The organism is Pseudoalteromonas umbrosa (genome assembly GCF_030125375.1).
Taxonomy (GTDB): Bacteria; Pseudomonadota; Gammaproteobacteria; order Enterobacterales; family Alteromonadaceae; genus Pseudoalteromonas; species Pseudoalteromonas umbrosa.
The window spans coordinates 515,398-540,180 of record NZ_JASJUU010000004.1; the positions used below are offsets into that span (position 1 = coordinate 515,398).

Annotated in this window: 27 protein-coding genes and 2 tRNA genes; 24 read left to right on the forward strand and 5 right to left on the reverse strand. The window is 41.4% G+C overall.

Annotated features, from left to right (window positions below; translation table 11 throughout):
- The first annotated feature begins 78 nt into the window (after window positions 1–78).
- A complete protein-coding gene (locus tag QNM16_RS16950; RefSeq protein WP_284021600.1) occupies window positions 79–702 on the forward strand; it encodes a tetratricopeptide repeat protein in 624 nt (207 codons plus the stop codon).
- A 9-nt stretch (window positions 703–711) separates the two neighbouring features.
- On the opposite strand, the gene QNM16_RS16955 is transcribed toward QNM16_RS16950, so the two are convergent.
- Window positions 712–2,568 (reverse strand): cation:proton antiporter, encoded by a 1,857-nt coding sequence (locus QNM16_RS16955; RefSeq protein ID WP_063360941.1) that lies wholly within the window; start codon window positions 2,566–2,568, stop codon window positions 712–714.
- Between the two features lie 271 nt (window positions 2,569–2,839).
- On the opposite strand from QNM16_RS16955, the gene QNM16_RS16960 reads away from it, so the two are divergent.
- Complete coding sequence (locus tag QNM16_RS16960; protein ID WP_284021601.1) at window positions 2,840–4,087, forward strand: glutamate-5-semialdehyde dehydrogenase; 1,248 nt, start codon at window positions 2,840–2,842, stop codon at window positions 4,085–4,087.
- 5 nt (window positions 4,088–4,092) lie between these two features.
- Here the strand turns inward: QNM16_RS16960 and QNM16_RS16965 are convergent.
- Both QNM16_RS16965 and QNM16_RS16970 read right to left on the reverse strand, forming a co-directional pair.
- A tRNA-Ala gene (locus QNM16_RS16965) sits at window positions 4,093–4,168 on the reverse strand.
- A gap of 30 nt (window positions 4,169–4,198) precedes the next feature.
- Window positions 4,199–4,274: transfer RNA gene (locus tag QNM16_RS16970), tRNA-Ala, on the reverse strand.
- Window positions 4,275–4,398: 124 nt separating this feature from the next.
- On the opposite strand from QNM16_RS16970, the gene QNM16_RS16975 reads away from it, so the two are divergent.
- The gene (locus QNM16_RS16975) at window positions 4,399–4,785 is read left to right on the forward strand and encodes a hypothetical protein (RefSeq protein WP_284021602.1); all 387 of its coding nucleotides are present in this window, start codon (window positions 4,399–4,401) and stop codon (window positions 4,783–4,785) included.
- Window positions 4,782–5,285, forward strand: a complete 504-nt coding sequence (locus QNM16_RS16980; protein ID WP_417710123.1) for a prolyl-tRNA synthetase associated domain-containing protein — start codon at window positions 4,782–4,784, stop codon at window positions 5,283–5,285. Before QNM16_RS16975 ends, QNM16_RS16980 begins: the two co-directional genes overlap by 4 nt.
- On the opposite strand, the gene QNM16_RS16985 is transcribed toward QNM16_RS16980, so the two are convergent.
- A complete protein-coding gene (locus QNM16_RS16985; protein WP_284021604.1) occupies window positions 5,249–6,400 on the reverse strand; it encodes an MFS transporter in 1,152 nt (383 codons plus the stop codon). The two genes, QNM16_RS16980 and QNM16_RS16985, sit on opposite strands and share 37 nt — an antisense overlap.
- A 254-nt stretch (window positions 6,401–6,654) precedes the next feature.
- Between QNM16_RS16985 and QNM16_RS16990 the strand changes: the two genes are divergently transcribed.
- From QNM16_RS16990 to QNM16_RS17005, 4 genes are all read left to right on the forward strand, one after another.
- Window positions 6,655–7,197, forward strand: a complete 543-nt coding sequence (locus tag QNM16_RS16990) for a DUF2058 domain-containing protein (RefSeq protein WP_284021638.1) — start codon at window positions 6,655–6,657, stop codon at window positions 7,195–7,197.
- A 168-nt stretch (window positions 7,198–7,365) separates the two neighbouring features.
- Window positions 7,366–7,641, forward strand: a complete 276-nt coding sequence (locus tag QNM16_RS16995) for a c-type cytochrome (RefSeq protein ID WP_237138496.1) — start codon at window positions 7,366–7,368, stop codon at window positions 7,639–7,641.
- 157 nt (window positions 7,642–7,798) lie between these two features.
- Window positions 7,799–8,566: a class II aldolase/adducin family protein gene (locus QNM16_RS17000; RefSeq protein WP_284021605.1), complete on the forward strand. Its 768-nt coding sequence runs from the start codon at window positions 7,799–7,801 to the stop codon at window positions 8,564–8,566.
- 8 nt (window positions 8,567–8,574) lie between these two features.
- Window positions 8,575–9,750 (forward strand): mandelate racemase/muconate lactonizing enzyme family protein, encoded by a 1,176-nt coding sequence (locus tag QNM16_RS17005; protein ID WP_284021606.1) that lies wholly within the window; start codon window positions 8,575–8,577, stop codon window positions 9,748–9,750.
- 69 nt (window positions 9,751–9,819) lie between these two features.
- Here the strand turns inward: QNM16_RS17005 and suhB are convergent, their stop codons facing one another.
- Window positions 9,820–10,623, reverse strand: a complete 804-nt coding sequence (gene suhB, locus QNM16_RS17010; RefSeq protein ID WP_039611807.1) for an inositol-1-monophosphatase — start codon at window positions 10,621–10,623, stop codon at window positions 9,820–9,822.
- 182 nt (window positions 10,624–10,805) lie between these two features.
- On the opposite strand from suhB, the gene trmJ reads away from it, so the two are divergent.
- The 16 genes from trmJ to QNM16_RS17090 all read left to right on the forward strand — a co-directional run bounded on the left by trmJ (window position 10,806) and on the right by QNM16_RS17090 (window position 24,771).
- Window positions 10,806–11,528 carry a tRNA (cytosine(32)/uridine(32)-2'-O)-methyltransferase TrmJ gene (gene trmJ / locus QNM16_RS17015; RefSeq protein ID WP_284021607.1) on the forward strand — a complete coding sequence of 241 codons (723 nt, stop codon included), beginning with the start codon at window positions 10,806–10,808 and terminating at the stop codon, window positions 11,526–11,528.
- Between the two features lie 223 nt (window positions 11,529–11,751).
- Window positions 11,752–12,243, forward strand: a complete 492-nt coding sequence (gene iscR / locus QNM16_RS17020) for a Fe-S cluster assembly transcriptional regulator IscR (protein WP_039611805.1) — start codon at window positions 11,752–11,754, stop codon at window positions 12,241–12,243.
- Window positions 12,244–12,265: 22 nt separating this feature from the next.
- Window positions 12,266–13,480 (forward strand): IscS subfamily cysteine desulfurase, encoded by a 1,215-nt coding sequence (locus QNM16_RS17025; RefSeq protein ID WP_039611804.1) that lies wholly within the window; start codon window positions 12,266–12,268, stop codon window positions 13,478–13,480.
- A gap of 57 nt (window positions 13,481–13,537) precedes the next feature.
- Complete coding sequence (gene iscU, locus QNM16_RS17030) at window positions 13,538–13,921, forward strand: Fe-S cluster assembly scaffold IscU (RefSeq protein WP_023399923.1); 384 nt, start codon at window positions 13,538–13,540, stop codon at window positions 13,919–13,921.
- Window positions 13,922–13,931: 10 nt separating this feature from the next.
- Window positions 13,932–14,255: an iron-sulfur cluster assembly protein IscA gene (iscA, locus tag QNM16_RS17035; protein WP_039611802.1), complete on the forward strand. Its 324-nt coding sequence runs from the start codon at window positions 13,932–13,934 to the stop codon at window positions 14,253–14,255.
- Between the two features lie 63 nt (window positions 14,256–14,318).
- Window positions 14,319–14,843 (forward strand): co-chaperone HscB, encoded by a 525-nt coding sequence (gene hscB, locus QNM16_RS17040; protein WP_284021608.1) that lies wholly within the window; start codon window positions 14,319–14,321, stop codon window positions 14,841–14,843.
- Between the two features lie 32 nt (window positions 14,844–14,875).
- Window positions 14,876–16,738: a Fe-S protein assembly chaperone HscA gene (hscA, locus tag QNM16_RS17045; protein ID WP_284021609.1), complete on the forward strand. Its 1,863-nt coding sequence runs from the start codon at window positions 14,876–14,878 to the stop codon at window positions 16,736–16,738.
- Between the two features lies 1 nt (window position 16,739).
- Window positions 16,740–17,078 (forward strand): ISC system 2Fe-2S type ferredoxin, encoded by a 339-nt coding sequence (fdx, locus tag QNM16_RS17050; RefSeq protein WP_284021610.1) that lies wholly within the window; start codon window positions 16,740–16,742, stop codon window positions 17,076–17,078.
- Window positions 17,079–17,145: 67 nt separating this feature from the next.
- Window positions 17,146–18,582 carry an NAD-dependent succinate-semialdehyde dehydrogenase gene (locus QNM16_RS17055; RefSeq protein ID WP_417710142.1) on the forward strand — a complete coding sequence of 479 codons (1,437 nt, stop codon included), beginning with the start codon at window positions 17,146–17,148 and terminating at the stop codon, window positions 18,580–18,582.
- A 136-nt stretch (window positions 18,583–18,718) separates the two neighbouring features.
- Window positions 18,719–19,606, forward strand: a complete 888-nt coding sequence (locus tag QNM16_RS17060; RefSeq protein WP_284021612.1) for a sugar phosphate nucleotidyltransferase — start codon at window positions 18,719–18,721, stop codon at window positions 19,604–19,606.
- Between the two features lie 43 nt (window positions 19,607–19,649).
- Window positions 19,650–20,717, forward strand: a complete 1,068-nt coding sequence (locus QNM16_RS17065; RefSeq protein WP_284021639.1) for a phosphotransferase enzyme family protein — start codon at window positions 19,650–19,652, stop codon at window positions 20,715–20,717.
- Between the two features lie 354 nt (window positions 20,718–21,071).
- On the forward strand, window positions 21,072–22,445 hold the full coding sequence (locus QNM16_RS17070) for a Gfo/Idh/MocA family protein (RefSeq protein WP_284021613.1): 1,374 nt from the start codon (window positions 21,072–21,074) through the stop codon (window positions 22,443–22,445).
- Between the two features lie 164 nt (window positions 22,446–22,609).
- Window positions 22,610–23,023 carry a nuclear transport factor 2-like protein gene (locus QNM16_RS17075; protein WP_284021614.1) on the forward strand — a complete coding sequence of 138 codons (414 nt, stop codon included), beginning with the start codon at window positions 22,610–22,612 and terminating at the stop codon, window positions 23,021–23,023.
- Window positions 23,024–23,094: 71 nt separating this feature from the next.
- The gene (locus tag QNM16_RS17080; RefSeq protein WP_284021615.1) at window positions 23,095–23,349 is read left to right on the forward strand and encodes a hypothetical protein; all 255 of its coding nucleotides are present in this window, start codon (window positions 23,095–23,097) and stop codon (window positions 23,347–23,349) included.
- Window positions 23,349–23,969, forward strand: a complete 621-nt coding sequence (gene pnuC / locus QNM16_RS17085) for a nicotinamide riboside transporter PnuC (RefSeq protein WP_284021616.1) — start codon at window positions 23,349–23,351, stop codon at window positions 23,967–23,969. The genes QNM16_RS17080 and pnuC overlap by 1 nt, the downstream gene beginning before the upstream one ends.
- Entirely contained in the window at window positions 23,956–24,771 is an 816-nt protein-coding gene (locus tag QNM16_RS17090) for a phosphotransferase (RefSeq protein ID WP_284021617.1), read from the forward strand. Before pnuC ends, QNM16_RS17090 begins: the two co-directional genes overlap by 14 nt.
- The last annotated feature ends 12 nt before the right edge of the window (window positions 24,772–24,783 follow it).

A 24,783-nucleotide genomic window follows, 5' to 3' on the forward strand; every position in this document is an offset into this window, starting at 1 on the left:
CCTGAAATAAGCTTCCAATGATAATTTGGTACGCTTTTTGTATTCATATTTTTAGACTCATATTAAATGCTAAAAGTTATGATTAAAACACTTCGACTCCCTTTATTACTGTTCGGTTTCAGTTTCGCTGGACAAGCTTTGGCCAATGAACAAATTGAAGCTGTTCCTTTATATACGCAAGATGAATTGATCACTTTAATCAACAATAACCAACATCTACAGCGAGTAAAAGCAGATGATTGCCAATTGGTACAGGATATTGAAGCCCGAGCAGAAATAATGGGGCTGCCTTCGTATCAATTTTTGTATGGTGATATGTTAGCGTATGCTGTGTGTGTTGAACGTGATGTGGAACTCGGGCTGTATTACATGCGCCAAGCTGCTCAACAAGGCTTAGCGGCAGCACTGGAGCAATTAGGGCGTTATTATGATGTCGGTCAACTTGTACAAGCAGATAAAGCCATGGCCATAGTGTATTTACGTGAAGCGGCTGCACTTGGTAACTTAAAGGCACAGCTACGTTTGGTTGGATTATTTAATCAAGGGTTTGGCAGCCCGAGAGATTATGAAGATGCTTACCGTTGGCTATTTCACGCGGTTGTTGCTGATAAAGCAATACATAAGCAAATAGAAATGGCACTGGCAAAATTGGCAAAAAAAATGCCCGAGAGTGTGATTAAACGGGCAAGAATGCTGAATTAGTTTATCGGTTTAACTATTGAGCTTTTCTCCAATAGAAGCTTCTTTATTTACTGAGTCTTTTAAAATTGACATTTTTGGCGGTTGCAAAGCCAAAATTCTGTCACCTTGCTCTGGTTGCTTTTTATCTTCAGACGTAAAAGGTCTAATTGACAGTGGATCATCTTCTTTTTTCTGCTCAGAAATAATAAATAGTGGGATTGCCTCTTTATTCACTTCTAAATATTGCTCCCAGCTAAACTCCTCAGACAATCGAGTTGCACTTACCTTGCCGCCTTTTGCCATTAGGCTACTAAGCTTGGCGTAGTTGCCTGTATCACCAAATAATATTTGACGAGATAAAAATGTCGCGCTGTCTTTATTGGCTTTTGCATGGTTAGTCGAAGACTTTAATGAGTAAACGCTTTGCTCATCTAGCAGATGCGAAAAGTATTGTACGCCGAGTGCGTTATGGTGCCTATTAGGCGACAGTGCTAATACAGAGTGAAGGCTGGTAAGCGGCAGGTAGCGCTCTGCATGCTCTGATTGCGGGTTACCATAGTAGCAAGGTAATCCGTCCATTCTTGCCATCTTGCAGTTTTCCCAGGCGGGATCTGATAAGTAGACATCAATACTTTGCTCTTTTAGCCCGCATGCTATGGCTCTAGCTACGTGATTAGCGCCTATGATGAGTAAAGTATTCGGACTGGGTTGCCTAACACCGAGTAAACGAGCTAATGGTGTGGCAGTGAGACTCTGTAAGATCACCGTGACTATGATGACAGTAAAAATCAAAGGTACTATTTTTGCCGCATCAGGATGACCAGATTGTGCCATGCTCAGAGCAAAGACTGAGCCAACTGCAGCAGCCACGATACCCCGAGGAGCAATCCAGGCAAGCATGAGTCTAGATTTAAAAGGAATATCACTGTTAAACGTTGATACGGCAATGCTCAGTGGCCTTGCGACAAATAATACGACGGCAAGAAACCAAAAGATGCCGCTGTCTAACATCATGAGTTCCTCAAGTTTTAATCGCGCTGCAAGTAAAATGAATAGACTAGAGATTAAGATCATGGATAAGTCTTCTTTAAATTCAAGCACAGCGTCAATTTCCAAATCATCTTGATTAGCAAGCCATATCCCAAAAATAGTGACTGCGAGTAACCCTGACTCATGGCTTAAGTGATTTGATAACGTAAAGCTCATAAGCACTAACGCCAATATGCCAAATTTATGTAGCTCAAATGGCAACCACTCTTTGCGAATGATCAAGCTAGTAAACCAGCCAGAAATAATGCCTACGCTGAGCCCGACACCGAGCGTAGAAAACAAAGCCATTAAGGTGTGACTAAACACCCCATCTTTCCCAACCAAGCTGACAGCTTCGAACACTAAAACAGCGAATAATGCGCCAATAGGGTCAATGACTATCCCTTCCCAACGTAAGATTCTATCAATATCCTTGGTTGGACGCATTGCATTGAGCATTGGCGCAATGACTGTCGGACCAGTAACGACCAAAACTGCGCCAAGTACTGCAGCCACAGGCCAATCAAGCTCTAACACATAGATGGCGCAGGCTGTAATTATGATAAATGTGGTCAGCATGCCGATTGAGCATAAGTTTCTAACCACCTTGCCAATGCCTTTTAGCTCCCTAAAATGAAGTGTTAATGAGCCTTCAAAAAGAATAATGGCGACAGACAAGGAAACGACGGGAAAGAGTAAGTCCCCAAGTAATTGGTCAGGATCTAACACCCCTGACACTGGGCCAAGTAATAAACCGGTTAATAATAAAAACAAGATTGCGGGTACTTTAGCAACCCATGCTAGCCATTGGGCAAATACAGAAAATATGGCAATCGCGGCAATATAAATAGCCGACATAAACTCTCCAGCCTAGTTAGCTCATTGAATATTAGTATAGTGTTAGCTCGGTTATATCATAGTAAATAAGTCAAAAAAGAGAATAAGTTATTAAAATTTCGCTATTTTTATCACTCCTCATGTCATTAATAGAAGGTCGACTTGGTCTAAGAAGTGGATGTGATTTAAACAATATTCACTTTACCCGAAGCTTTGAACATGCGTATTATCAATGAGAGTGTAATGGCTTATAAAGCCCTGCATTTAAGTACTAGGAATGAGAGAAAAGAGAATGACGTTAATCACAAATTTAGCAAAAAATGCTGCTATTGCTGCGAAAAAGCTCGCTATATTGGATACTGAGCAGAAAAATACCATATTGAATGCGATGGCTGCGGCTATTCGAGCAAGTAAATGCGAAATTCAACAAGCTAATGAATTAGACCTACAAGCGGCTAATGAAAATAACTTGTCTGCGGCAATGATAGATCGCCTCACTTTAACCCCTACACGTATTGAAGATATGGCATCAGGGCTGGAGGATGTCGCGCAGTTACCAGATCCTGTAGGAGAAAAGCGAATACTAGGTAAACAAGCAAGTGGTATAGAAGTTCAAAAAATGCGCGTACCACTCGGTGTTATTTGTATGATTTACGAAGCAAGGCCTAATGTGACTGCTGATGCTGGGGCGTTGTGCTTCAAATCAGGCAATGGCGTAATATTACGGGGTGGTAAAGAAGCGTTGAATAGTTCGCTAGCTATTGCCAGCAGTTTGCACAGTGTACTGAAAGAGTATGGTTTACCAGCTGAGTTGATCACGGTAGTACCAGATCCAGATAGAGCTTTGTTGCTAGAGCTGATGGAGCAGAAAGAGTATATAGATTTAGTGATCCCGCGCGGTGGTGAAGGACTGATTGAATTTGTGACTAAACATAGCTCTATTCCGGTGATCCAACATTTCAAAGGCGTATGTCATCTGTACGTTGATAAGGAAGCTGATCTCGACATGGCGATTGCGCTGTTACTGAATGGTAAAACACAGAGAACAGGCGTATGTAATGCATTAGAAGGCTTGTTAGTTCATCAATCTATTGCGCCAGTGTTTTTACCAAAAGTGCGAGAAGTATTAAGTCAGGCCGGTGTTCAAGTACATGCTTGCCAGTCTTCGGCTGCTTATTTTAGCTGTGCAAATATCTTATCAGACGATCAATTTGGTCAAGAATATCTAGGGCTTGAAATTGCGGTTCGCATTGTTGATGATTTAACTGGGGCATTGATGCATATTGATCAGTTTGGTAGTCATCATACAGAAGTTATTTGTACAAGCTCAGTGCAAGCGGCACAGCAGTTTCAAGCACAAGTGGATGCGTCAGTGGTAATGGTTAATGCGTCTTCACGATTTAGTGACGGTGGTCAATTAGGATTAGGTGCAGAAATTGGCATAGCAACTACAAAATTACATGCTTATGGTCCAATGGGACTAGAATCTTTAACGACTGAAAAATATTTGGTAAACGGGTTTGGCAATATAAGAGAGTAGTAAAGTGGTGGAGCTAAGCAGGATCGAACTGCTGACCTCCTGCGTGCAAGGCAGGCGCTCTCCCAGCTGAGCTATAGCCCCACTTTATTTGGGAATATCTAAAAGAAAAATTGGTGGAGCTAAGCAGGATCGAACTGCTGACCTCCTGCGTGCAAGGCAGGCGCTCTCCCAGCTGAGCTATAGCCCCAACATGTCTTTTGGACGAGGCGAAATTTAAAGGCTTTTGCATCTGACGTCAAGTTTTTTTCTTAAAAAACTCAAAAATACGACTAGCTTTGGTACACTGAGGCAAAATTATGGATAGGAAAGTTATGAGTCGTTTATTTTTTTTACTCTTGTCAACCCTTTTGGTGGCCTGCAGTTCTGTACCAAAACCAGCCTTTGAAGTTGAAAAGCAAACATTACACAAGCGTAAAAATGAAAGCGGGCAGTCGGAATTTGCTTTCGTCGTTACGGTTAAACGCACACCGCAGATGGAATTAGCTAAAAACAAGCCAATTACAAAAAAACAGTTAGAAAAATTCTCAGAGTTTAAACGGGTTGAGGAATCACCTGAGCTGAAATTAGCATTAGAAGATAAGGCGGTCAGCCTATTACAGCAAGCACTAAAAGACGAAGCATATTGTCTGACAGGTTACAATATTGATAATGTGTACTGGCGTCAGCGCAGTGTGCAATTGCGTGGACATTGCTTGTGAGTTTACCTAGCTCAGAATTGCTTGCTGAGCAATTAGCACAGTTAGGCATTAACTATATAAGCTATCAACATGCGCCCTTGATTAATTGCACCATAGCAAAAGAGATTGGTCTTGAAAGAGAAGGAGTAGGATTAAAAAACCTTTTTCTGAGAGATAATTATGGAAAACGTCATTTTTTGGTCATTACATTGTCTGATAAGCAATTAGATTTGAAAGCATTGTCAAAGCAACAAGCTGTATCTCGGTTGGGATTTTGCTCTAGTGAGCGGTTAGAAAAATACTTAAAGGTGAAGCCCGGCTGTGTTTCCGCCTTGGCAACACTCAATGATGAGCACAAGCAGGTCGAACTATGGCTTGATAGGGAGTTAATACAAGCTGAGCAATGGCAGTGCCACCCATTTGAAAATGACAAAACATGGGTACTGAGGCTTGAAGACTTAAAGATCTTTTGGCAAAACAGTGGTCACGAACCTAGCTGGGTGACTTTACCAGAACGGTAATTGAGTAATGTTAAATAGCCACCAGTTATACAGACAAGCAGCAAGCTCAATAAAAAGACGTGCATGCCATAAAGTTGATAAATGAAGCCGGGTACAAAAGTGCCCAGTGCACCTCCACAATAATAAAATGATACATACGCACCATTAGTGACACCGGCATTTGCTGTACTGATTTCATTCGCCAAAGGTGCTGCGCTGGCATGTATCATGAACATACAGGCGCAAAACAGCGTGAACATCACGATAAAGGTATCTATATTACGCCACTGCATAATCAGTAAGCTGCCTGAATATATAGCAAATAAAACACTTAAAATCAGCCAGTTGTTACGAGAGACCTTGGACAGAAAAGGCGTTAACATGGAGATAATTGCGCCAACCAAATAACCACTGTAAACCCAAGCTATGGTAGATGGGTCTTTTATGTCAAATTCATTACTTAAAATAAAAGGCAAGTAATTAAGTAAAGCTGAAAAACAAAAAAACATACAAAATACCGCACTGTATAAGCGCAGTAGCTGAGTTGTTTTTATTGGTTTTAGATAGTCTTTTGGCGAGATAATAGGCTTGCTATCGTCTCGTTTATTGTGTGAGGGGCGGATCATCAAGGCGAGCACGACCAATAATCCTGCGTTGAATAAGTAAAAACTCTCAAATCCCCACAAGTTAGCAAAGTTTGCTGCTAAAGCGCGTCCAGCATAGCCGCCGACTATGGTGCTACCAACATACCATGTCATTTTTTCTCGAAGGTTTTGCCCCTGCCAAGTGTGGCCAATATAGCTCGTCATAGATGTGAGTGCCGCCGGAAGCAGTAAGCCTTCGATAAATCGCATGAACAAGAAAATTTCAAATTGTCGAGTCACGCTAATGACGAGGCAGCATATTGCTAGTGCAAGCATGGTGTATCGTAACATTGTCAACTTACACCGCCGAGTTAAAACCAAGCCATAGAAAACAGGCGCTATTGCCAGTGGTAACATGGCGACTGTCATTAATAGCCCTGCTTTGGCTGGGCTGACTTGGTAGTGTTCAGCGAACATGGCTAATAACGGTTGTGGGGCATACAGCACAAAAAAAACGACGATTGAGCACGATAGTAAATGAAATATGGGCATGTTCTAGTTTCTTAATTTGGGTGCAATATTATTATCTACTTTTGACGACGCTTTTGCTCTAAAAAGAAGTAAAAACTTGTTATACATCATAAATTACTTCGGTGAACTTGGTAGATTAGTTGGCAAAGGATAAGAGAAGGTTTTTGTTTTCAGTATTTGCCAGGTTGTTTTACTGCGTCATGAGAGAAATTATTTAGAGATTTGCCCAGTTTGGTATTAAAATGGCGGCAAGTTTAGATTGATGGAGTGACATGATGGGTTCTTTACAGGATCAGCTGTTAAAAGCCGGTTTGACAACTGAGCACAAAATGAAAGTTGCTAAAACGGAAAAGCGCAAACAGCAAAAGAAGAAAAAGAAAAAAGGCGCAACGAGCGACCAAACGGATCTGCAAAAGCATATTGAACAGACCAAACTTGCACAGCAGCAAAAAGCAGAAGCGCTAAATAAAGCAAAGCAAGATGATTTAAAAGAACGTGAGCAAGTTGCTCGTGTGAAACAAATTCTTGAGCATCATAATCAAGAAGAAATTAGAGGTGACCGTACATTCAATTTCACATACGAAAATAAAGTGAAGGAATTGGATGTTAATGAGTTGACACAGCAAGCTTTATCCAAAGGGCGCTTGGCTATTTGTGTATTAGAAAGCCAGTTCTATGTATTAGAAGACGAACCAGCAAGAAAAATTGCTGAAGTTGATGAAAAGTACATTGTTTTCCATGTAGAAGACGGTAATGACAAAAAGGATGACGACGATCCGTATGCGGATTACGAAGTTCCTGACGACCTAGTCTGGTAATTTGTTTATCTCATTTTTCTTGATTGACTCGGTTCTCTTTCTAAATCCGAATAAGTAATTGTGTAGAGCGGCTTTAGGTCGACTACACTGTTCAAATAACCGTCAAAAAAGAGAAATGATATGATGAAGATAAAGCAATTTGTGTTCGCATCGATAACTACAGCAACCATGTTGGCATCAGGTAATGTGGCCGCGGCAGATGGTAAGGCTTTGTACACGGCTAAAATGTGTCAAACGTGCCATGGGGCAGAAGGTAAGGCGCCTATTATGCCCTTATATCCAAAGGTCAATGGACAAAGCAAAGAGTACACGTTGTCGCAGATGAAAGACATTAAATCTGGCAAACGCAGTAATGGGATGTCTGCTGCAATGAAGGCTATGGTGGCAAGTGTCTCTGATGCTGAACTTGAAGCAATTGCTGAGTATCTATCAACAGTCAAATAAGTGATTCAAATTTAGAATCAATATGAAAGCCACCCATGGGTGGCTTTTTAGTACCGAATTAAATAACGCAGGATGACTCCTGTGTGTTGAACTATTTTTTTTTGTGATTTAGACTTCTATACATCTAAAATCACCATATTGAGTATGAGGAGCCGTGATGTTCGAGTTACCCGAGTTAAAGCTAAAGGGAAAAGTAAGTGAAGAAGAGTGGAAACTGCGCGTTGATCTTGCTGCTTGCTATCGCTTAGTAGAACATTTCCGTTGGGGTGATTTAATTTATACTCATATGTCAGCCAGATTACCTGGGACAGATCACTACTTAGTCAATGCGTTTGGCTTAAGTTTTGATGAGGTCACTGCATCTAATCTTGTAAAAGTGGACCTGCAAGGCAATATTCTTGATGATACACCGTTTGAGATAAACCCCGCAGGCTTCACGATACACAGTGCAATACACGAAGTTCGCGAAGATGCACATTGTGTGATCCATTTGCATACCAAAGAGACGATAGCTGTGGCTAGTCTTGAAGGTGGACTGCAGCCCCTAAGCCAGCACAGTATGTTCTCGTTACCATCATTGTCTTACCATGGTTATGAGGGACTTGCTGTGAATGACGATGAAAGAGCTCGCCTGCAGTCTGATCTGGGTGATACTAATCACATGCTCCTTGTTAATCATGGTGGTTTAACCGTGGGACCAACAATTGGTGACGCCTTCATGCGCTTTTTTGATTTACAACGCGCATGTGAAATTCAAATCGCAATTATGTCGACTGGTCAGCCAGCGATTCAAGTGCCACAACCAATTCAAGATAATATATACAAACAAGCTAAAGTCGTGCACAGCGGCAGTACCGGTGGTCAAGTCGCTTGGCCAGCAATGCTGAGAAAAGCATATCGCTTAGATCCAGGCTTTGCTCAATAGGAGTCATAATGAAAGTAAATCGCGTCGAAGTATTTGATATACATTGTCCAGACAGACCGGCTTGGACACCTGTCTTTGTTAGAATTCATACAGATGAAGGGATCTCAGGAGTAGGTGAAGCTGGACTAGCTTACGACTTAGGTCATAGTGCAGCTGCAAGTATGATTAAAGAGATGGCAGAAGCATTTTTGATTGGCCATGATCCATTCCAAACTGAGCTTTTGTGGTCTCGTATGCTGAGAGAGAGCTTTTGGGGGCTGGGTGGTGGCCCTGTAGTATATGCGGCGATGAGTGCGATTGACACAGCGCTTTGGGATATCAAAGGCAAGGCGTTAAAGCTTCCGGTTTATCAGCTGCTAGGTGGTAAAGTAAACCCAGAACTGCGCACTTACGCATCACAGCTACAGTTTGACTGGGATGATGAATTCAGAGCACTTGTACAGCCACATGAATATGCTGAAGCGGCACACAAAGCTTTGGCTGAAGGCTATGACGCGGTGAAAGTTGACCCTATTATGTATGATAAAGATGGTAATACATATTATGACCGCACTAAGCTTATTTCTCGTGGTGAAATGAAACTGTATCGTTCGCGTATGAAAGCCATTCGTGAAGCGGTTGGCGATGAAGTGGACATTATTTTTGAATGTCACAGTTTGCCAGGTGCAACATCGGCAATTCAAATTGCAGAAATTGCTGAAGAGTTTGACTGCATGTACTACGAAGAGCCGGTGAACTACTTAAACCACTCACTGCACGCTAAGGTTGCTAATAAAACAGCTGTGCCAATTGCCGGCGGCGAACGTTTGTATAATCGCTGGGATGTAAGACCTTACTTTGAAGACCAAAGTATTGATGTATTGCAACCTGATATTGGTTTATGTGGTGGTTTTACTGAAACTAAAAAAGTATGTGACTACGCCGATATTTTTGATATCCGCATTCAAGCGCACGTGTGTGGCGGCCCTGTTGCAACAGCAGCGTCATTGCATTTAGAAACGGCGATCCCTAACTTCTTAATCCATGAACACCATACTTATGCAATTAAAAAGTGGAATAGAGAGCTTTGCCTTCAAGATCCACAACCAGAAAAGGGCGTCTTTAAGGTATCGGAAGAGCCAGGTATTGGTATTGAACTGAATGATGAAGTTGTGATGCGCTCACAACGCGTTGAAATTAAATAACATCGGTTTATGTACAAATAAAAAACCCAGGCAGAGCCTGGGTTTTTTGTATTCAAAGAATGCGTTCGCTTATTTAAGCAGAGACTCTGTTAGTACAGGGCGGATCTCTTTAACAATTGCTTGGCACAGTTTCGGTGCACCGCAAATGATGTTACCGCTATTGTTGTAGTTTGCACCACCTGCAAAGTCCATTAACATGCCGCCAGCTTCTTTTACTAATAGCTCACCCGCCGCTGTATCCCATGGCTTAAGACCAATTTCATAGAAACCATCAATACGGCCAGCTGCAACATATGCCATATCTAGTGCGGCAGAGCCAGCACGACGGATATCAGCTGTGTGAATGAATAGCGCTTTAAATGCTTCAGTGTATGCGTCTAAGTGGTGCTTTTGTTTGAACGGGAAACCTGTCGCTAATACGCTACCAGCCAATTCGTTGCTTTTAGTTACACGAATACGTTTGTTGTTTAACTGTGCGCCTTGACCACGAGAAGCTGTGAATAATTCGCTGCGAACTGGATCATAGATGACAGCCTGTTCTACACGGCCTTTAACTTTAAGTGCAATTGAGATTGCGAAGTGAGGGATACCCTTGATGAAGTTAGTTGTGCCATCAAGTGGATCGATAACCCAAAGGTAATCATTATCTTTGCCATCAGTGTGGCCAAGTTCTTCTCCAACGATTGCGTGATCAGGGTAAGATTTTAAAATAGTGTCACGGATCACACGTTCAGCTTCTGTATCAACACTTGTCACGAAGTCGTTTGTGCCTTTTTGAGTCGCTTCAACTTGAGACAGATCTTCAGTTGCACGTAAGATCACTTTACCCGCGTTACGCGCAGCGCGTACCGCAATGTTTAACATTGGATGCATAGCATTACCTTTGAATTGTAAAAGAACTAAATTTTCTGAGCCGGCGTATTCTAGCTATTTTCTCGATAAAGTAAATAACTTTACAATAAAAAGATTGGTGTTTTTTTGTTCAAATGGTTTGGTGGTTTGATCCTGTCAACCTATGGTAAACTACGCCATTATTTTTGTCTGAGATAAATAGCATGGCATTACAAGATATTAGAATCGTACTTGTGAATACTTCACACTCTGGAAATATAGGCTCAGTTGCGCGCGCAATGAAAACCATGGGCTTTTCAAAACTGTACTTAGTAGATCCTGCTTGCGAGGTAGATAGTCACGCGAGCGCGTTGGCTGCGGGTGCAACAGATGTACTTGGCGATGCTGTCACTGTCGATAGGCTTGAAGATGCTATTGCGGATTGTAGTTTAGTTATAGGCACTAGCGCGCGTTCTCGTACTTTATCTTGGCCGATGGTAGACCCAAGAGAGTGTGCACAGAAGTTGGTCGCAGAGTCTAATGATGGTCCAGTGGCGCTTGTGTTTGGTCGAGAAAATAGCGGTTTGACCAATGAAGAGTTGCAGTTATGTAATTATCACGTCTGTATTCCGGCGAATCCAGAATATAGTTCATTGAATTTGGCTATGGCAGTGCAAACATTAACGTATGAAACGCGTATGACTTTTCTTGATACGCAAGATGTTAAGCCTGAAGAAGACGATACAAAGTATCCAACATCAGAGCAAATGGCTTTATTCTACGAGCACCTTGAATCAACATTAAGTGATACAGGCTTTATTGTTAAGCAACACCCTGGCATGGTTATGACTAAACTAAAGCGTCTGTTCAACCGTGCAAGGCCTGAAGATCAAGAGTTGAATATCCTCCGTGGCATTTTGAGTTCGGTGAATAAATCGACAAAGTAAAACAATGTAGCAAGATTAGATACTTTCATCATAGTAATACTTGACTAAATTACTCGGGTAATTACAATACCGATAATACCTGATTAAATTAGTCAGGTATTTGAGAAAAGATACTGAGTAAGTAGTAACTTATTTTATAAGCGATAGATGCCGTTAATACTTGACTATCTTAGTCAGGTAATTACAATTTGCGGCATTTGATGAAGGTAACCTAGAGGCGCGTATGAAACTGACTTCAAAAGGCAGGTATGCAGTAACTGCAATGCTCGATGTTGCGTTGCATGCCAACATTGGACCTGTGCCTCTGGCAGATATTTCTGAACGTCAGGAAATATCTCTATCATATTTAGAACAATTATTCGCACGTCTTCGTAAAAATGGACTCGTGAGTTCCGTCAGAGGACCCGGTGGTGGCTATTTGCTCGGGCGCGATGCACACACGATTTCTGTTGGCGATGTTATTAACGCTGTAGACGAGTCTGTTGATGCAACTCGATGTCATGGTGAAGGAGGCGGTTGCCAAAGTGGTATGCGCTGCTTAACACACACTCTGTGGTCAGATTTGAGTGTGCGAATAGAAGAATTTTTAAACAGTATTTCCCTTGCCGAGCTTGTTTCAAACTCTGATGTGCAATCAGTTGCATCACGTCAGGATAGAAACGTAAGCGATGCGATGAAGCAATTAGATAATATTCAAGTGAGTTGCCAATTATAATTGGCGTCTAGCGGAGAAAGAAATGAAATTACCGATATATTTAGATTATGCTGCAACCACGCCGGTTGATCAGCGTGTTGCAGATGAAATGATGCAATGCCTGACAATGGATGGTAACTTTGGTAATCCTGCGTCCCGTTCACACCGTTTTGGTTGGCAGGCCGAAGAACTTATTGACCAAGCGCGTAATGATATCGCTGATTTAATTAATGCTGACCCGCGCGAAATCGTATTCACATCTGGTGCGACTGAATCAAACAACCTAGCAATTAAAGGTGCTGCGAACTTCTATCAGAAGAAAGGCAAGCACATCATCACAGTAAAAACTGAGCACAAAGCGGTTATCGACACGTGTCGTGAGCTTGAGCGTCAAGGTTTTGAAGTAACTTATATGGACGTTGAAGAAAACGGCCTGTTAGACCTGAAAAAGCTTGAAGATGAAATTCGTGAAGATACAATTTTAATCAGTGTCATGCACGTAAATAACGAGCTAGGTGTTATTCAAGACATCGCAACAATTGGTGAAATGTGTCGTGAACGTAAAATTATGTTCCACGTTGATGGTGCACAAAGCGCAGGTAAAGTAGCGATTGATATGAAGCAGCTCAAAGTTGATTTCATGTCATTCTCAGGCCATAAAGCGTATGGTCCAAAAGGTATTGGCGCATTATATGTTCGTCGTAAGCCTCGCGCACGTTTAGAAGCACAAATGCACGGCGGTGGTCATGAGCGTGGTATGCGTTCAGGTACTCTTGCGACACACCAAATTGTAGGAATGGGTTCTGCTTTTCGTATTGCAAAAGAAGATTTCGAAAAAGATTATGCTCACATCAGCGCACTTCGCCAGCGTCTGATCGATGGCATCATGGATATGGAAGAAGTGTACTTTAATGGCACTGTCGACCAATCTGTACCAGGTATTGTAAACATCAGCTTTAACTATGTTGAAGGTGAGTCACTTCTGATGGCTGTAAAAGATATTGCAGTATCATCAGGTTCTGCTTGTACATCTGCAAGCCTTGAACCGTCTTATGTACTTCGTGCACTAGGCCGTAACGATGAGTTAGCACACAGCTCAATTCGTTTCAGTATTGGCCGTTTTACTACAGAAGAAGAAATTGATTACACCATCAAACTTATCAAAGACTCGATTGGTCGTTTGAGAGAAATGTCTCCTCTGTGGGAAATGTTTAAAGACGGTATTGATTTAGATTCAGTTGAATGGGCACACCATTAAACAAGACAGCTTGTATGGACTGTAGCAAGTATATAAGCGGTTAGTGAGGAAAGAGTTATGGCATATAGTGATAAAGTAATTGACCACGTGGAAAACCCACGTAACGTAGGTACGTTGGATAAAAACGACCCTAATGTAGCAACTGGTATGGTTGGCGCGCCAGCTTGTGGTGACGTGATGAAGCTACAAATTAAAGTGTCTGATGAAGGTGTTATTGAAGACGCAAAGTTTAAGACTTATGGGTGTGGCAGTGCGATTGCTTCATCTTCTCTAGTAACAGAGTGGGTGAAAGGTAAAACATTAGATCAAGCTGCTGAGATCAAGAACACAGATATTACAGCAGAGCTTGAGCTACCGCCTGTAAAAATCCACTGTTCAATCCTTGCAGAAGATGCGATTCAGGCTGCAATTGCAGACTATAAAAATAAGCAAGCGAAGTAAGAGATAAATTATGGCAGTGACATTAACTGAAGCAGCTGCAAATCGTGTGCAGACATTCCTTGCAAACCGAGGAAAAGGTCTAGGCCTGCGAGTTGGTATTAAAACGACTGGTTGCTCAGGTCTTGCGTATGTACTCGAATTCGTTGATGAGCTTGCAGAAGGCGATGAAGTGTTCGAAGAAATGGGCGTAAAAATCATCGTAGATGCAAAAAGCTTAGTTTATATTGACGGTACTCAGCTTGATTACACCAAAGAAGGTCTTAACGAGGGGTTTAAGTTTATTAACCCGAATCAGAAAGACGAATGTGGCTGTGGTGAAAGCTTCACCGTTTAACCATCTGTAATAGATAGTTTGCTAAAGCCCTGCCTTGGTAGGGCTTTGCTGTATTAGGTCCTTATGCGATATTTTGAATTATTTAATTTACCAGTGAGCTATGACGTGGATTTAACCTTGTTAAATCAGCGTTATTTAGAATTACAACGCGCAGTACACCCTGATAAGTTTGCAGGAAAAAGTGAACGCGAAAAATTAGTGGCTGTACAGAAGACATCTGAGATCAATGATGCTCTAGCTGTGTTAAAACACCCAGCTAAGCGCGCTGAGTATATGCTAAGTGAGCAAGGTGTCGATATTCGAGCTGAGCAGCAAACATTGCAAGACCCTGTATTTTTAATGCAGCAGATGGAGCTGAGGGAAGCGCTGGAAGACATTCAGCATAGCAGCGACCCAGAAGATGAAATTGATGCATTCGAAGCTCAGATTAAACAGTTAGATACACAGTATAGTGCGCAACTTGCAGAGCAGCTTGTGAGCCAAGATACTGCTGTATTAGAAGTTGCAGCTGATAATATTCGCAAGTTAAAATTCATATATAAATTACGTGAAGAGCTGTCTCGCATTGAAGATAGCCTTTTCGATTAATCTAGCGTCACCACTTAAGTTAAAAGAGTACTATGGCATTATTGCAAATTGCTGAGCCGGGGCAGAGCGCGGCACCTCACGAACATAAATTGGCAATAGGTATCGACTTAGGTACTACTAACTCTTTGGTGGCCACAGTACAAAGTGGTGAAGCCAGAGCGCTAGCGGATATTAATGGCGAAGCCATGTTGCCTTCTGTTGTTAGATATCATGCAGACAGCGTTACTGTAGGCCAACAAGCGCAGCAAGCTGCTGTAGAAGACCCAACAAACACGCTTATTTCAGTGAAACGCTTTTTAGGCAAATCCGTTTCAGAAGTAACCTCTCGTTATAAAAACTTGCCTTATGAGTTTGTTGAGCACCAAGGTGCATTGGCTGTAAACACTGTGGCTGGTCCAATCAATCCAATTCAAGCATCTGCTGAAATTCTAAAATCATTGCATCAAAGAGCAACTGACAGTTTTGCTGGACAAGATATTGTGGGAAGCGTAATTACGGTACCTGCTTATTTCGATGATGCGCAAAGACAAAGCACTAAAGATGCTGCTGAAATCGCAGGCTTAAAAGTGCTACGCCTATTAAATGAGCCAACAGCAGCCGCTGTCGCTTATGGTTTGGACTCTGGTCAAGAAGGTGTGATTGCTGTTTATGACTTGGGCGGTGGTACCTTTGATATTTCAATTCTGCGCTTAAACCAAGGTGTCTTTGAAGTATTGGCAACGGGTGGTGATTCAAGCTTAGGTGGTGATGACTTTGACGCAGTGCTTGTTGAATACTTTAAATCAACATTACAGCTGAGTGAATTAACGCCACAAGAACTGCGCTTGCTTATTCAAAAAGCGAAAGCTTGTAAAGAAGCGTTGAGTGGGTACGAAACGGTTAATGTAAAGCTTGAACTTCGCGGTGAAGAACATCTAGTGGCTATTACGCGCAGTCAATTTGCTGATCTTGTTGCGCCGCTTGTAAAACAGACATTACGCGCATGTCGTAGAGCATTAAAAGATGCAGATGTGAGTAAAGAAGAGGTTTTAGAAGCGGTAATGGTGGGCGGCTCAACGCGTATGCCAGTTATTCGCGAAGCGGTTGGTGAGTTTTTTGAAAAAGAACCACTAACGTCAATTGACCCTGATCGTGTGGTTGCAATTGGTGCGGCTATTCAAGCGGATATATTAGCGGGCAACAAACCTGATTCAGATATGCTGTTATTGGATGTTTTACCGCTATCTTTAGGTTTAGAAACCATGGGTGGTTTGGTAGAGAAGATCATTCCTCGCAATACGACTATTCCAGTCGCGCGTGCACAGGAGTTCACGACGTTTAAGGATGGCCAAACTGCCATGTCACTACATGTCCTGCAGGGCGAGCGCGAGTTGGTTGATGATTGCCGTTCACTGGCGAAATTCAGCCTCAAAGGCATTCCGGCGATGGCTGCAGGCGCTGCGCACATTCGGGTGACTTTTAAAGTCGATGCCGATGGCTTATTGAGCGTTTCAGCAAGTGAGAAGTCGACGGGTGTACAAGCAGATATCCAAGTTAAACCATCATTTGGTTTAAGTGATGATCAAGTTGCTCAAATGCTACAAGACTCAATGAGTTTTGCCAAAGAGGATATGCAGGCGCGTATGCTCAAAGAGCAGCAAGTTGAAGCGCTCAGAGTACTTGAAGCGTTAGAGGCATCTTTGGCAACAGAGTCAGCTTTATTAAATGAACAAGAGTTAAATAGCCTGAGAGAGGCTATGGCGATGTTAGATGACAAACGCCAAAATGCGTCTGATCCAGATGCAATTAAGCATGCAATTGAAGTGGTAGATGAAGCAAGTAGTGAATTTGCATCTCGCCGCATGGATGTATCAATCAAACAGGCACTGCAAGGTCAGTCAGTAGACGAGGTTTAATATGCCACAAATTATCTTTTTACCCCATGAAGAGCTTTGTCCTGAGGGCGCGGCAATTGATGCAAAATCTGGCGATACAGTATTAGATGTCGCGTTAAAAAATGGGATCAGTATTCCTCATGCATGTGAAAAGTCATGTGCATGCACAACGTGTCACGTTGTTATCAGAGAAGGCTTTGACTCAATTGAAGAAAGTGATGAGCTGGAAGATGACATGCTGGATAAGGCATGGGGTTTAGAACCAGAATCGCGCCTAGGCTGCCAAGCCGTCATTAACGATGAAGATTTAGTTGTAGAGATACCAAAGTATAATCTTAATATCGTTAATGAAGAGCACTAATTCATAAAAACTGTTTTAAAAGGCTGTAGCTAACCACTACAGCCTTTTTTGTTTGGAGCATAGAATGATGTTTAAAAAAGGACAAACCGCGTACTCGCTCATCAATGGAACAGACCATGATAGTCATGAGCTATTATCTGTGCGCAACCCTGCTGATGATTCTTTATTGGCTAACGTGACACAAGTCAATACTGTTGAAGCTGACTTTGCTGTCGAGGTTGCCAGCGAATGCTTTGAGCAACTGAAAAAATCAACAGCTCAAGCGCGTAGCAATATACTCTATAAGTGGTATCAACTGATCATGGACAATCAATCCCGTCTTGCTGAGTTGGTCACTTTGGAGCAAGGTAAGCCGATACAAGAGTCCAAGGCTGAGGTTGTATATGCGGCAGGTTATGTACGCTGGTTTGCTCAGCAGGCAGAAAGGGTTTGCGGCACTGTCATACCAGCACACACACCGAATCATCAAATTACCACTCATAAGCAAGGCGTTGGCGTAGTGCTTGGGATAACGCCATGGAATTTTCCTTTAGCTATGGTGACCCGAAAGGTCGCACCTGCTTATGCTGCGGGGTGCAGCTTTATTTTAAAACCGTCAGAGTTGACTCCATTAAGTGCCATTGAGTTGGCAAAATTAGCGCTTCAAGCGGGGATGGAGCAGGGCGCATTTCAAGTTTTAGTGAGTGATAATCCACAGGCACTTATTAGGCATCTAAATAGCAAAAAAATCATTAGAAAACTCACTTTTACAGGCTCAACTCAAGTGGGCAAGTTACTCTATGCTCAGTGTGTAGAGACTATGAAGCGAGCTTCGTTAGAGCTTGGCGGTAATGCACCATTTATTGTCTTTGATAGTGCCAATATTGAGTCTGCTATTGATGGACTAATGATTGCGAAGTTCCGTAATGCTGGGCAAACCTGCATTGCAGCAAATCGAGTATTTGTTCATCGTGATATTAAAGCAGAGTTTCTAGAACAACTTATACGCCGAGTTGATTCCCTTAAAGTTGGCAATGGGCTAATTGCAGGCTCTGATATTGGGCCACTAATAAATCAGGCTGCGAAGACCAAAGCCTGTGAATTGGTGGAAGATGCGATTGCTGCAGGTGCAAACTGTATTGTTCAAAATATCGAAGAGCTGCAAACTGGAGCTTTTATGTCACCAGTGATACTAGATATGGTTGTTCCTGATATGAAAATATTTCAAAGTGAGATATTTGCTCCTGTAGTGAGTATTATTGAGTTTGACTCTGAGCTTCAAGTTACCTCGCTGGCAAACGCAGTTGATGCTGGATTAGCTGCATATGTTTATTCGGCAAGCATGAAGCAGGTTTCACGTGTTTCTAACGCGCTGAATTTTGGCATGGTCGGCATTAATGAAGGTGCTATTTCTAATCCCGCAGCGCCTTTTGGGGGAATGAAAGAGTCAGGTTTAGGTAGAGAGGGTGGTATAGAGGGTATCGATGAATATCTAGAGACAAGATATTTTTGCCAGCACATATAAAAATGATTTTAATTATAAAATCGTTCACCTTATCGAAAAAAATGTTTTTGGAACAATGCAATTTTTGCAATTGCTTTAATTTTGTAAAAAAGCTAGGTAGACTGCGCGTTAGTTTTCAATTTTGAATTAAATTAAAATGACAAGCGCAGATTTACCAACTTTGGTTATCCTAGCTGGCGGGTTAGGGACTCGTTTTGGTGGCGGTAAGCAAGTTGCCGAGTTACCTAAGATTGGCAAGACTATAATGGAACTAAGCATAGAAGATGCATTCAATGCCGGTGTTCGTCATGTGGTTCTAGTAATAAATGATCAAGTCCGAGCTATTATTGAAGAGGTGATCTTACCTAGATTACCAAATGGATTAAGGGTCGATCTAGTTGAGCAATCCGTCCAGATGATACCTCAGCGCTTTAAAAATCTTGCAGAAAAAAGAGTCAAACCATGGGGCACGGGGCATGCACTCTTGTGTGCAAAACCTTATGTAGACAATAATGCTATTGTTATAACTGCAGATGATTATTATGGGGCAAGTACTTATACGCAACTTGTTTCACACTTTTGCAATGCAGATCAAAGTACTAGCGAAATGGCAATTGTAGCCTATCCTTTATCTCAAACGATGTCAGATCGTGGTGGGGTAAATAGAGGGATATGTGATGTGTCTGAAAGCTATCTTACACAGGTGCATGAGTATTTAAATATAAGGCAATTGGGTGACGAATATCTCGGCGTATTTAATAACCGAGATACTCTAATACCAGTTGGCAGCCTCGTTTCTATGACTTGCTGGGGTATAACTCAAACTCTTTTCAAGAAATTAGAAGTACAGTTTGAGCATTTTCTAGAATCTCATGACAGCGATGTCAAAAAAGAGTATTATCTACCAGATTGTATTCAGCATATGATAAATTCAGACCAGACTGCTGTGCGTGTTTACACAGCAAAAGATAGGTGGTTTGGTGTTACTTACAAAGAAGAATTAGATAGTGTCGCAGGAAAAATATATGAACTACGTCACGGATGAGTTAGTCACAAATTTAGTTAAAAAGCCAGTATATAGGGTTAGTATGGAATATCGTTCGATCGCCGAGCATTTGGCAGTACAGTATGGTTTGTGCGGTGAGGAAATCTCGATGAAGCCTATTGGGAGTGGTCACATTAATACCACCATGCTTTTAAAAGATAGCGAACGAGTTCTGGTAGTTCAAAAACTCAATACGACTGTATTTCCTGAACCTACTCAGCTGGTAGAAAATGCTCGTCTAATTGAGCAGCACCTAGTTGCTAAATCAAATCTCGGCGCTTATGAGCTTGGAATTATAAAGCATGTACCTACACACACTGGACGTTTTCTTGTTGAATATCAAGGTGAAGTTTGGAGAGCACTTGAGTTCATAGGAAAAAGCTATAGTGAAGATGTCGTAGATTGTGCTGTAAAAGCTCAAACTGCTGCTGGTGCATTCGGCTGCTTTGCTAATGCCTTAAATGACTTTGATGCCACACAACTGTTTCCTGTGATACCCGATTTTCACAATTTAGCTATGAGAATTGAAAAACTGCAGGCAATTATTGAGCAAGACCCTGTTGGTCGAGTCTCAAGTTGTTTAGAAGATATTGCGTTTTGCCAATCGCAATTTGCTCTTGCACAGGAAGTTAAAGAAACTGAAGCCGCATTGCCACTACGCGTTTGCCACAATGACACGAAGATTAATAACATGCTGTTTGATGCTTCTACGAATAAAGCCAAAGCGGTTATTGATTTAGATACTTGTATGCCCGGCTACTGGTTATACGATTTTGGTGATATGGTGAGAACTTTTTGTTCTCCTGAAGCTGAAGACTCTACTAACTTGAGTAATGTTGTGGTACGAGTTGAAATTTTCGAAGCAATTGTAAAAGGTTATATTGCAGAAGTTTCAGACAAGCTGACAGATTTAGAAAGACAAAGCTTAATATTAGGCGCAAAAGTGATGCCATTAATGATTGGAATACGATTCTTAACTGACTATTTGGATGGTGATAATTACTTTTCAACAAAGCATGATCAACATAACTTGGATAGAGCACGAAATCAATTTGCGCTTTATCAAGACATCTTACGTAATGAAAAGCAGTTAAGCGCTTTGATACGCTAACTTTTTTCAAATCTGTATTTTTAATTGCCTGTTGGCTTTGCCATCAGGCTTTTTTATAACTGCAAAAACTTTCTCTTCTATACTTATTCGTGGCTATAACGCTTAATGAAATGTGTTTGTTACTAGTTAAATAATATGTGATAGATTAAACACATAGAACCTATTAGCTTAAAAATACCGTTCAATTTGTCGCATCTCTTTGATTCTTTTTCATGCTTAAGATAGCGTTGTCATAATAACAAGTATTGAAAGTAAAATTCAGTTGTTAAATGCTGTCTTGTAAATACTATCGATATTTTAAAAATGATAAATAAGAAACTCAAATAACAATAAAGTTGTAATTTAGGAACTTTGATGACGCATATTAACAGAAGACATTTTCTAAAAGCTGCAGGTGTTGCAGCTGCGGCAGGTGTAGTGGCCGGCTGTGCTCAAACTAAAGGGCAAAGTACATTAACAATAAACCCAAAGGGAAAGTCTGTTATTGGGCTTATTGCACCTAAAATGGATATTGTGCGAGTTGCGTTTATTGGCGTTGGCCAGCGTGGCTATGGGCATGTTAAGCGTATGAGTCACATTGATGGAGCTGAGATAGTAGCGATTTGTGATACACATCAAGAAGTTCTTGATCGCTCAGCAAAATTCTTAACAGATAAAGGTCTCAAAAAGCCTGCTTTATATGGCACAAATGAGCTTGCATACAAAGAGATGTTAGCACGTGAAGATATTGATATTGTAATCATTTCAACACCTTGGAAGTGGCATGCGCCAATGGCCATAGACACAATGGAAAGCGGTAAGCATGCATTTGTCGAAGTGCCTCTTGCACTGACTGTTGAAGAGATGTGGCAAATTGTAGATACCGCTGAGCGGACACAGAAAAACTGCATGATGATGGAAAACGTTAACTATGGCCGAGATGAGCTGATGGTGCTTAATATGGTTCGCCAAGGTATTTTTGGCGAGTTATTGCATGGTGAAGCAGCTTATATACATGAACTACGTTGGCAAATGAAGGAACTAGAGCATAAAACAGGTTCTTGGCGCACCGAGTGGCATACTCGAAGGGATGGAAACCTGTATCCGACTCATGGTTTAGGGCCTGTTTCTCAGTACATGAATATTAACCGTGGTGACAGGTTTGATTATTTAACTTCAATGAGCTCACCAGCGTTAGGTCGTGCAGCCTATGCGCAAAGAGAGTTTTCTGCGGATCATCAGCGTAATAAATGGGACTACATTTGTGGTGATATGAATACCACTATGATTAAAACTGTGAAAGGCCGCTCTATTGTTGTTCAACACGATACGACAACACCTCGTCCATACTCTCGCCATAACCTTATCCAAGGGACCAATGGCGTTTTTGCTGGCTTCCCGAATAGAATAGCGCTAGAGCAAGGTGGAAGAGGATCATTCCACGACTGGGATGAAGACATGAATTATTGGTATGATAAATACGATCATCCGCTATGGGTTAAAATGGGCAAAGAAGCTGAGCGTAACGGCGGCCATGGTGGTATGGACTTTTTGATGTTTTGGCGAATGATTTATTGCCTTAGGAACGGTGAGCCGCTTGATCAAGATGTCTATGATGGCGCAGCATGGTCGGTGATTTCTCCGCTGTCTGCACAGTCTGTCGCTAACCGAAGTGAATCTGTTTCAATACCTGATTTTACTCGGGGGCAATGGAAAACAGCAACGCCTTTAGGTATCGTTGGAGCATAATTGAGAAAGCGCTAGAAAGGCGCTTTTTTTATGCTTAAATATTGTAATTAATATGCTAGAGGGGAAAGCAATTGTTTGCACGCATTGTGTTTTTAATTTTACTGCTCCAGCTTACGAGTTGTGTTAGCACAACCACAGAGCTCAATCATTCTAGGCTTACAAAGTTGACTGAGGATTACATTAAGGCCTACCAAGCACGAATTGATTTTCAGTACTTTTTATCGCTTTATGCTGAAAATGTAGTGCTTGAAGATATGATGTATGGATATAAAGTACAGAATAAGCGCCAGTTAGCGGGCTTTTTTAATTGGGATAAAGAGCCTATTAAGGTTTTAGATTCGAAAAAAACGATCTCCATTGAGCAAACCATTATATCTGTGGAAGAACAAACGGTTGTTTTACGTGGTCAATTTAACCCATTTGTTTATGATGGGGAGAGCCTTGGTCCATGGCGCTTTACAACAGCACTGCGTTTTAATCGGCAAGGGCTGATTATCTATCAACAAGACTGGATTAACTACTTTCCAAGAAGCTTTGTGATAAATGCGTCTAATTTGAATATGCAAAAGGTGAGATAATTTTCCTCTGTAACGCTTTTACATGTAAACTGCTGAGCAATTTAATTTGATTTTTAAAGTTAGGATTCTCAATGAAACTCTCTGTTGAAATTAGTAAGTACCCACTTCACTCTGATTATATTCCATTTATTAAATCTTTTATTGAGCGTCTTAATCAACACGAAAACTTAAAAGTAATTACAAATACCATGTCGACGCAGGTTTTTGGGGATTATGATGTGGTGATGTCTGTCATGCAGACTGAAATGAAAGCATCGTTTGAGCAGTTTGGTAAATGCATCTTTGTTTGTAAGTTTATTTCTGGCGACTTATCTCCCGAGGCATAATGGACTTTATCACTCAAACACTTACTGGGTTTACTGCGATGTCCAATTGGGAGTATCTCGCAGTTGTACTATCGATTCTCTATCTACTATTGGCGATAAAAGAAAATATCTGGTGTTGGCCTGCCGCCTTTTTTAGTACATTCATATACACCATAATGTACTGGAATGGTGCTTTACTGATGGAGTCTTTGCTACATTTTTACTACTTAATTATGGCCTTTGTCGGTTGGTGGATGTGGCGCTCAGGGAATAAAAATACTGAGTCAAAAATAGTCTCTTGGTCATTCTTTCGACACTTGCAGATAATTATTGTAACGGCTTGTATCGCGGTATTTATGGGATATATGACAGACAATTATACCCATGCTGACTTACCCTATTTGGACAGCTTTACGACTTGTTTTGCTGTGGTAACAACTTACCTTGTTGCCAAAAAAGTCCTAGAAAATTGGCTGTATTGGGTCGTTATTGATGCTGCATCAATGTACCTTTATTACCTTAAAGGGTATTACCCAACGCTTGCTTTATATGTTTTTTATACCTTTATGGCTTGTTGGGGTTATATGAAGTGGTACGAAGAGCATAGCAATAGAGAAGGAAAACCTCTTGCGCAACTTTGATTTAAACTGCGCATTGGTCGTATTGCGAAAACTGTTTCCTGGGCAAAATATTGCGCGTATTCGCAAGCTAGATAAAGGGTATAGTAACCTCAATTTCTATTGTGAAGTAGATAATAACGTATTTTTACTGAAAGCCTTTGATAAAGAGCTCCCGTTAGCTGCACTGGCTGCGCAAAGTAGTTTTGCGCAGCAGGGGCTGACCCAAAAAGTGATATGTATAGATGGTAGTGAGAATGTTGCTGTATTTGAGTATCTAACTATCGTAGATAAACCTCTTAATTTTCAAAGTAAAATTATCGATTTACTTATAGAAATTCACAGTTACCCTTGTGCCGAAGAAGAGTCATTAGATTTGTGTGCTGAGGTTAAACACGCGTCGGTGCGGCTCTCTCTCTCGCTGATTGGGGGGTATTTAATTGAGCAGTTGCACCAGTTTCCGAACGATATACGCTACTGTCATAACGACTTAGTAGAAGAAAATGTCTTAAACACTATTTCTGGCCCGCGTTTTATTGATTTTGAATATGCTCAAGCAAACGATCTATTTTTTGACCTGGCGGCGTTAAGTTGTTCCTTTGGGCTATCTACTAGCCAATCATCAGAAATGCTATCACGCTATTTCGCCGTTAATAGTGCTTCAGTACCGATCTATGCTAAGGATAAACTCGATGCATACATAGGCGTTTATTTGCTGCTTTGTATTGCTTGGTATAAAGAGAGGGGAATGAGCGATGAGTTTATTATATTAGAGAAGAAATTTAATAAATGGCGTGATAGACATAATTTAAATTGTGCCTCGTAAAGAGAACGCTAA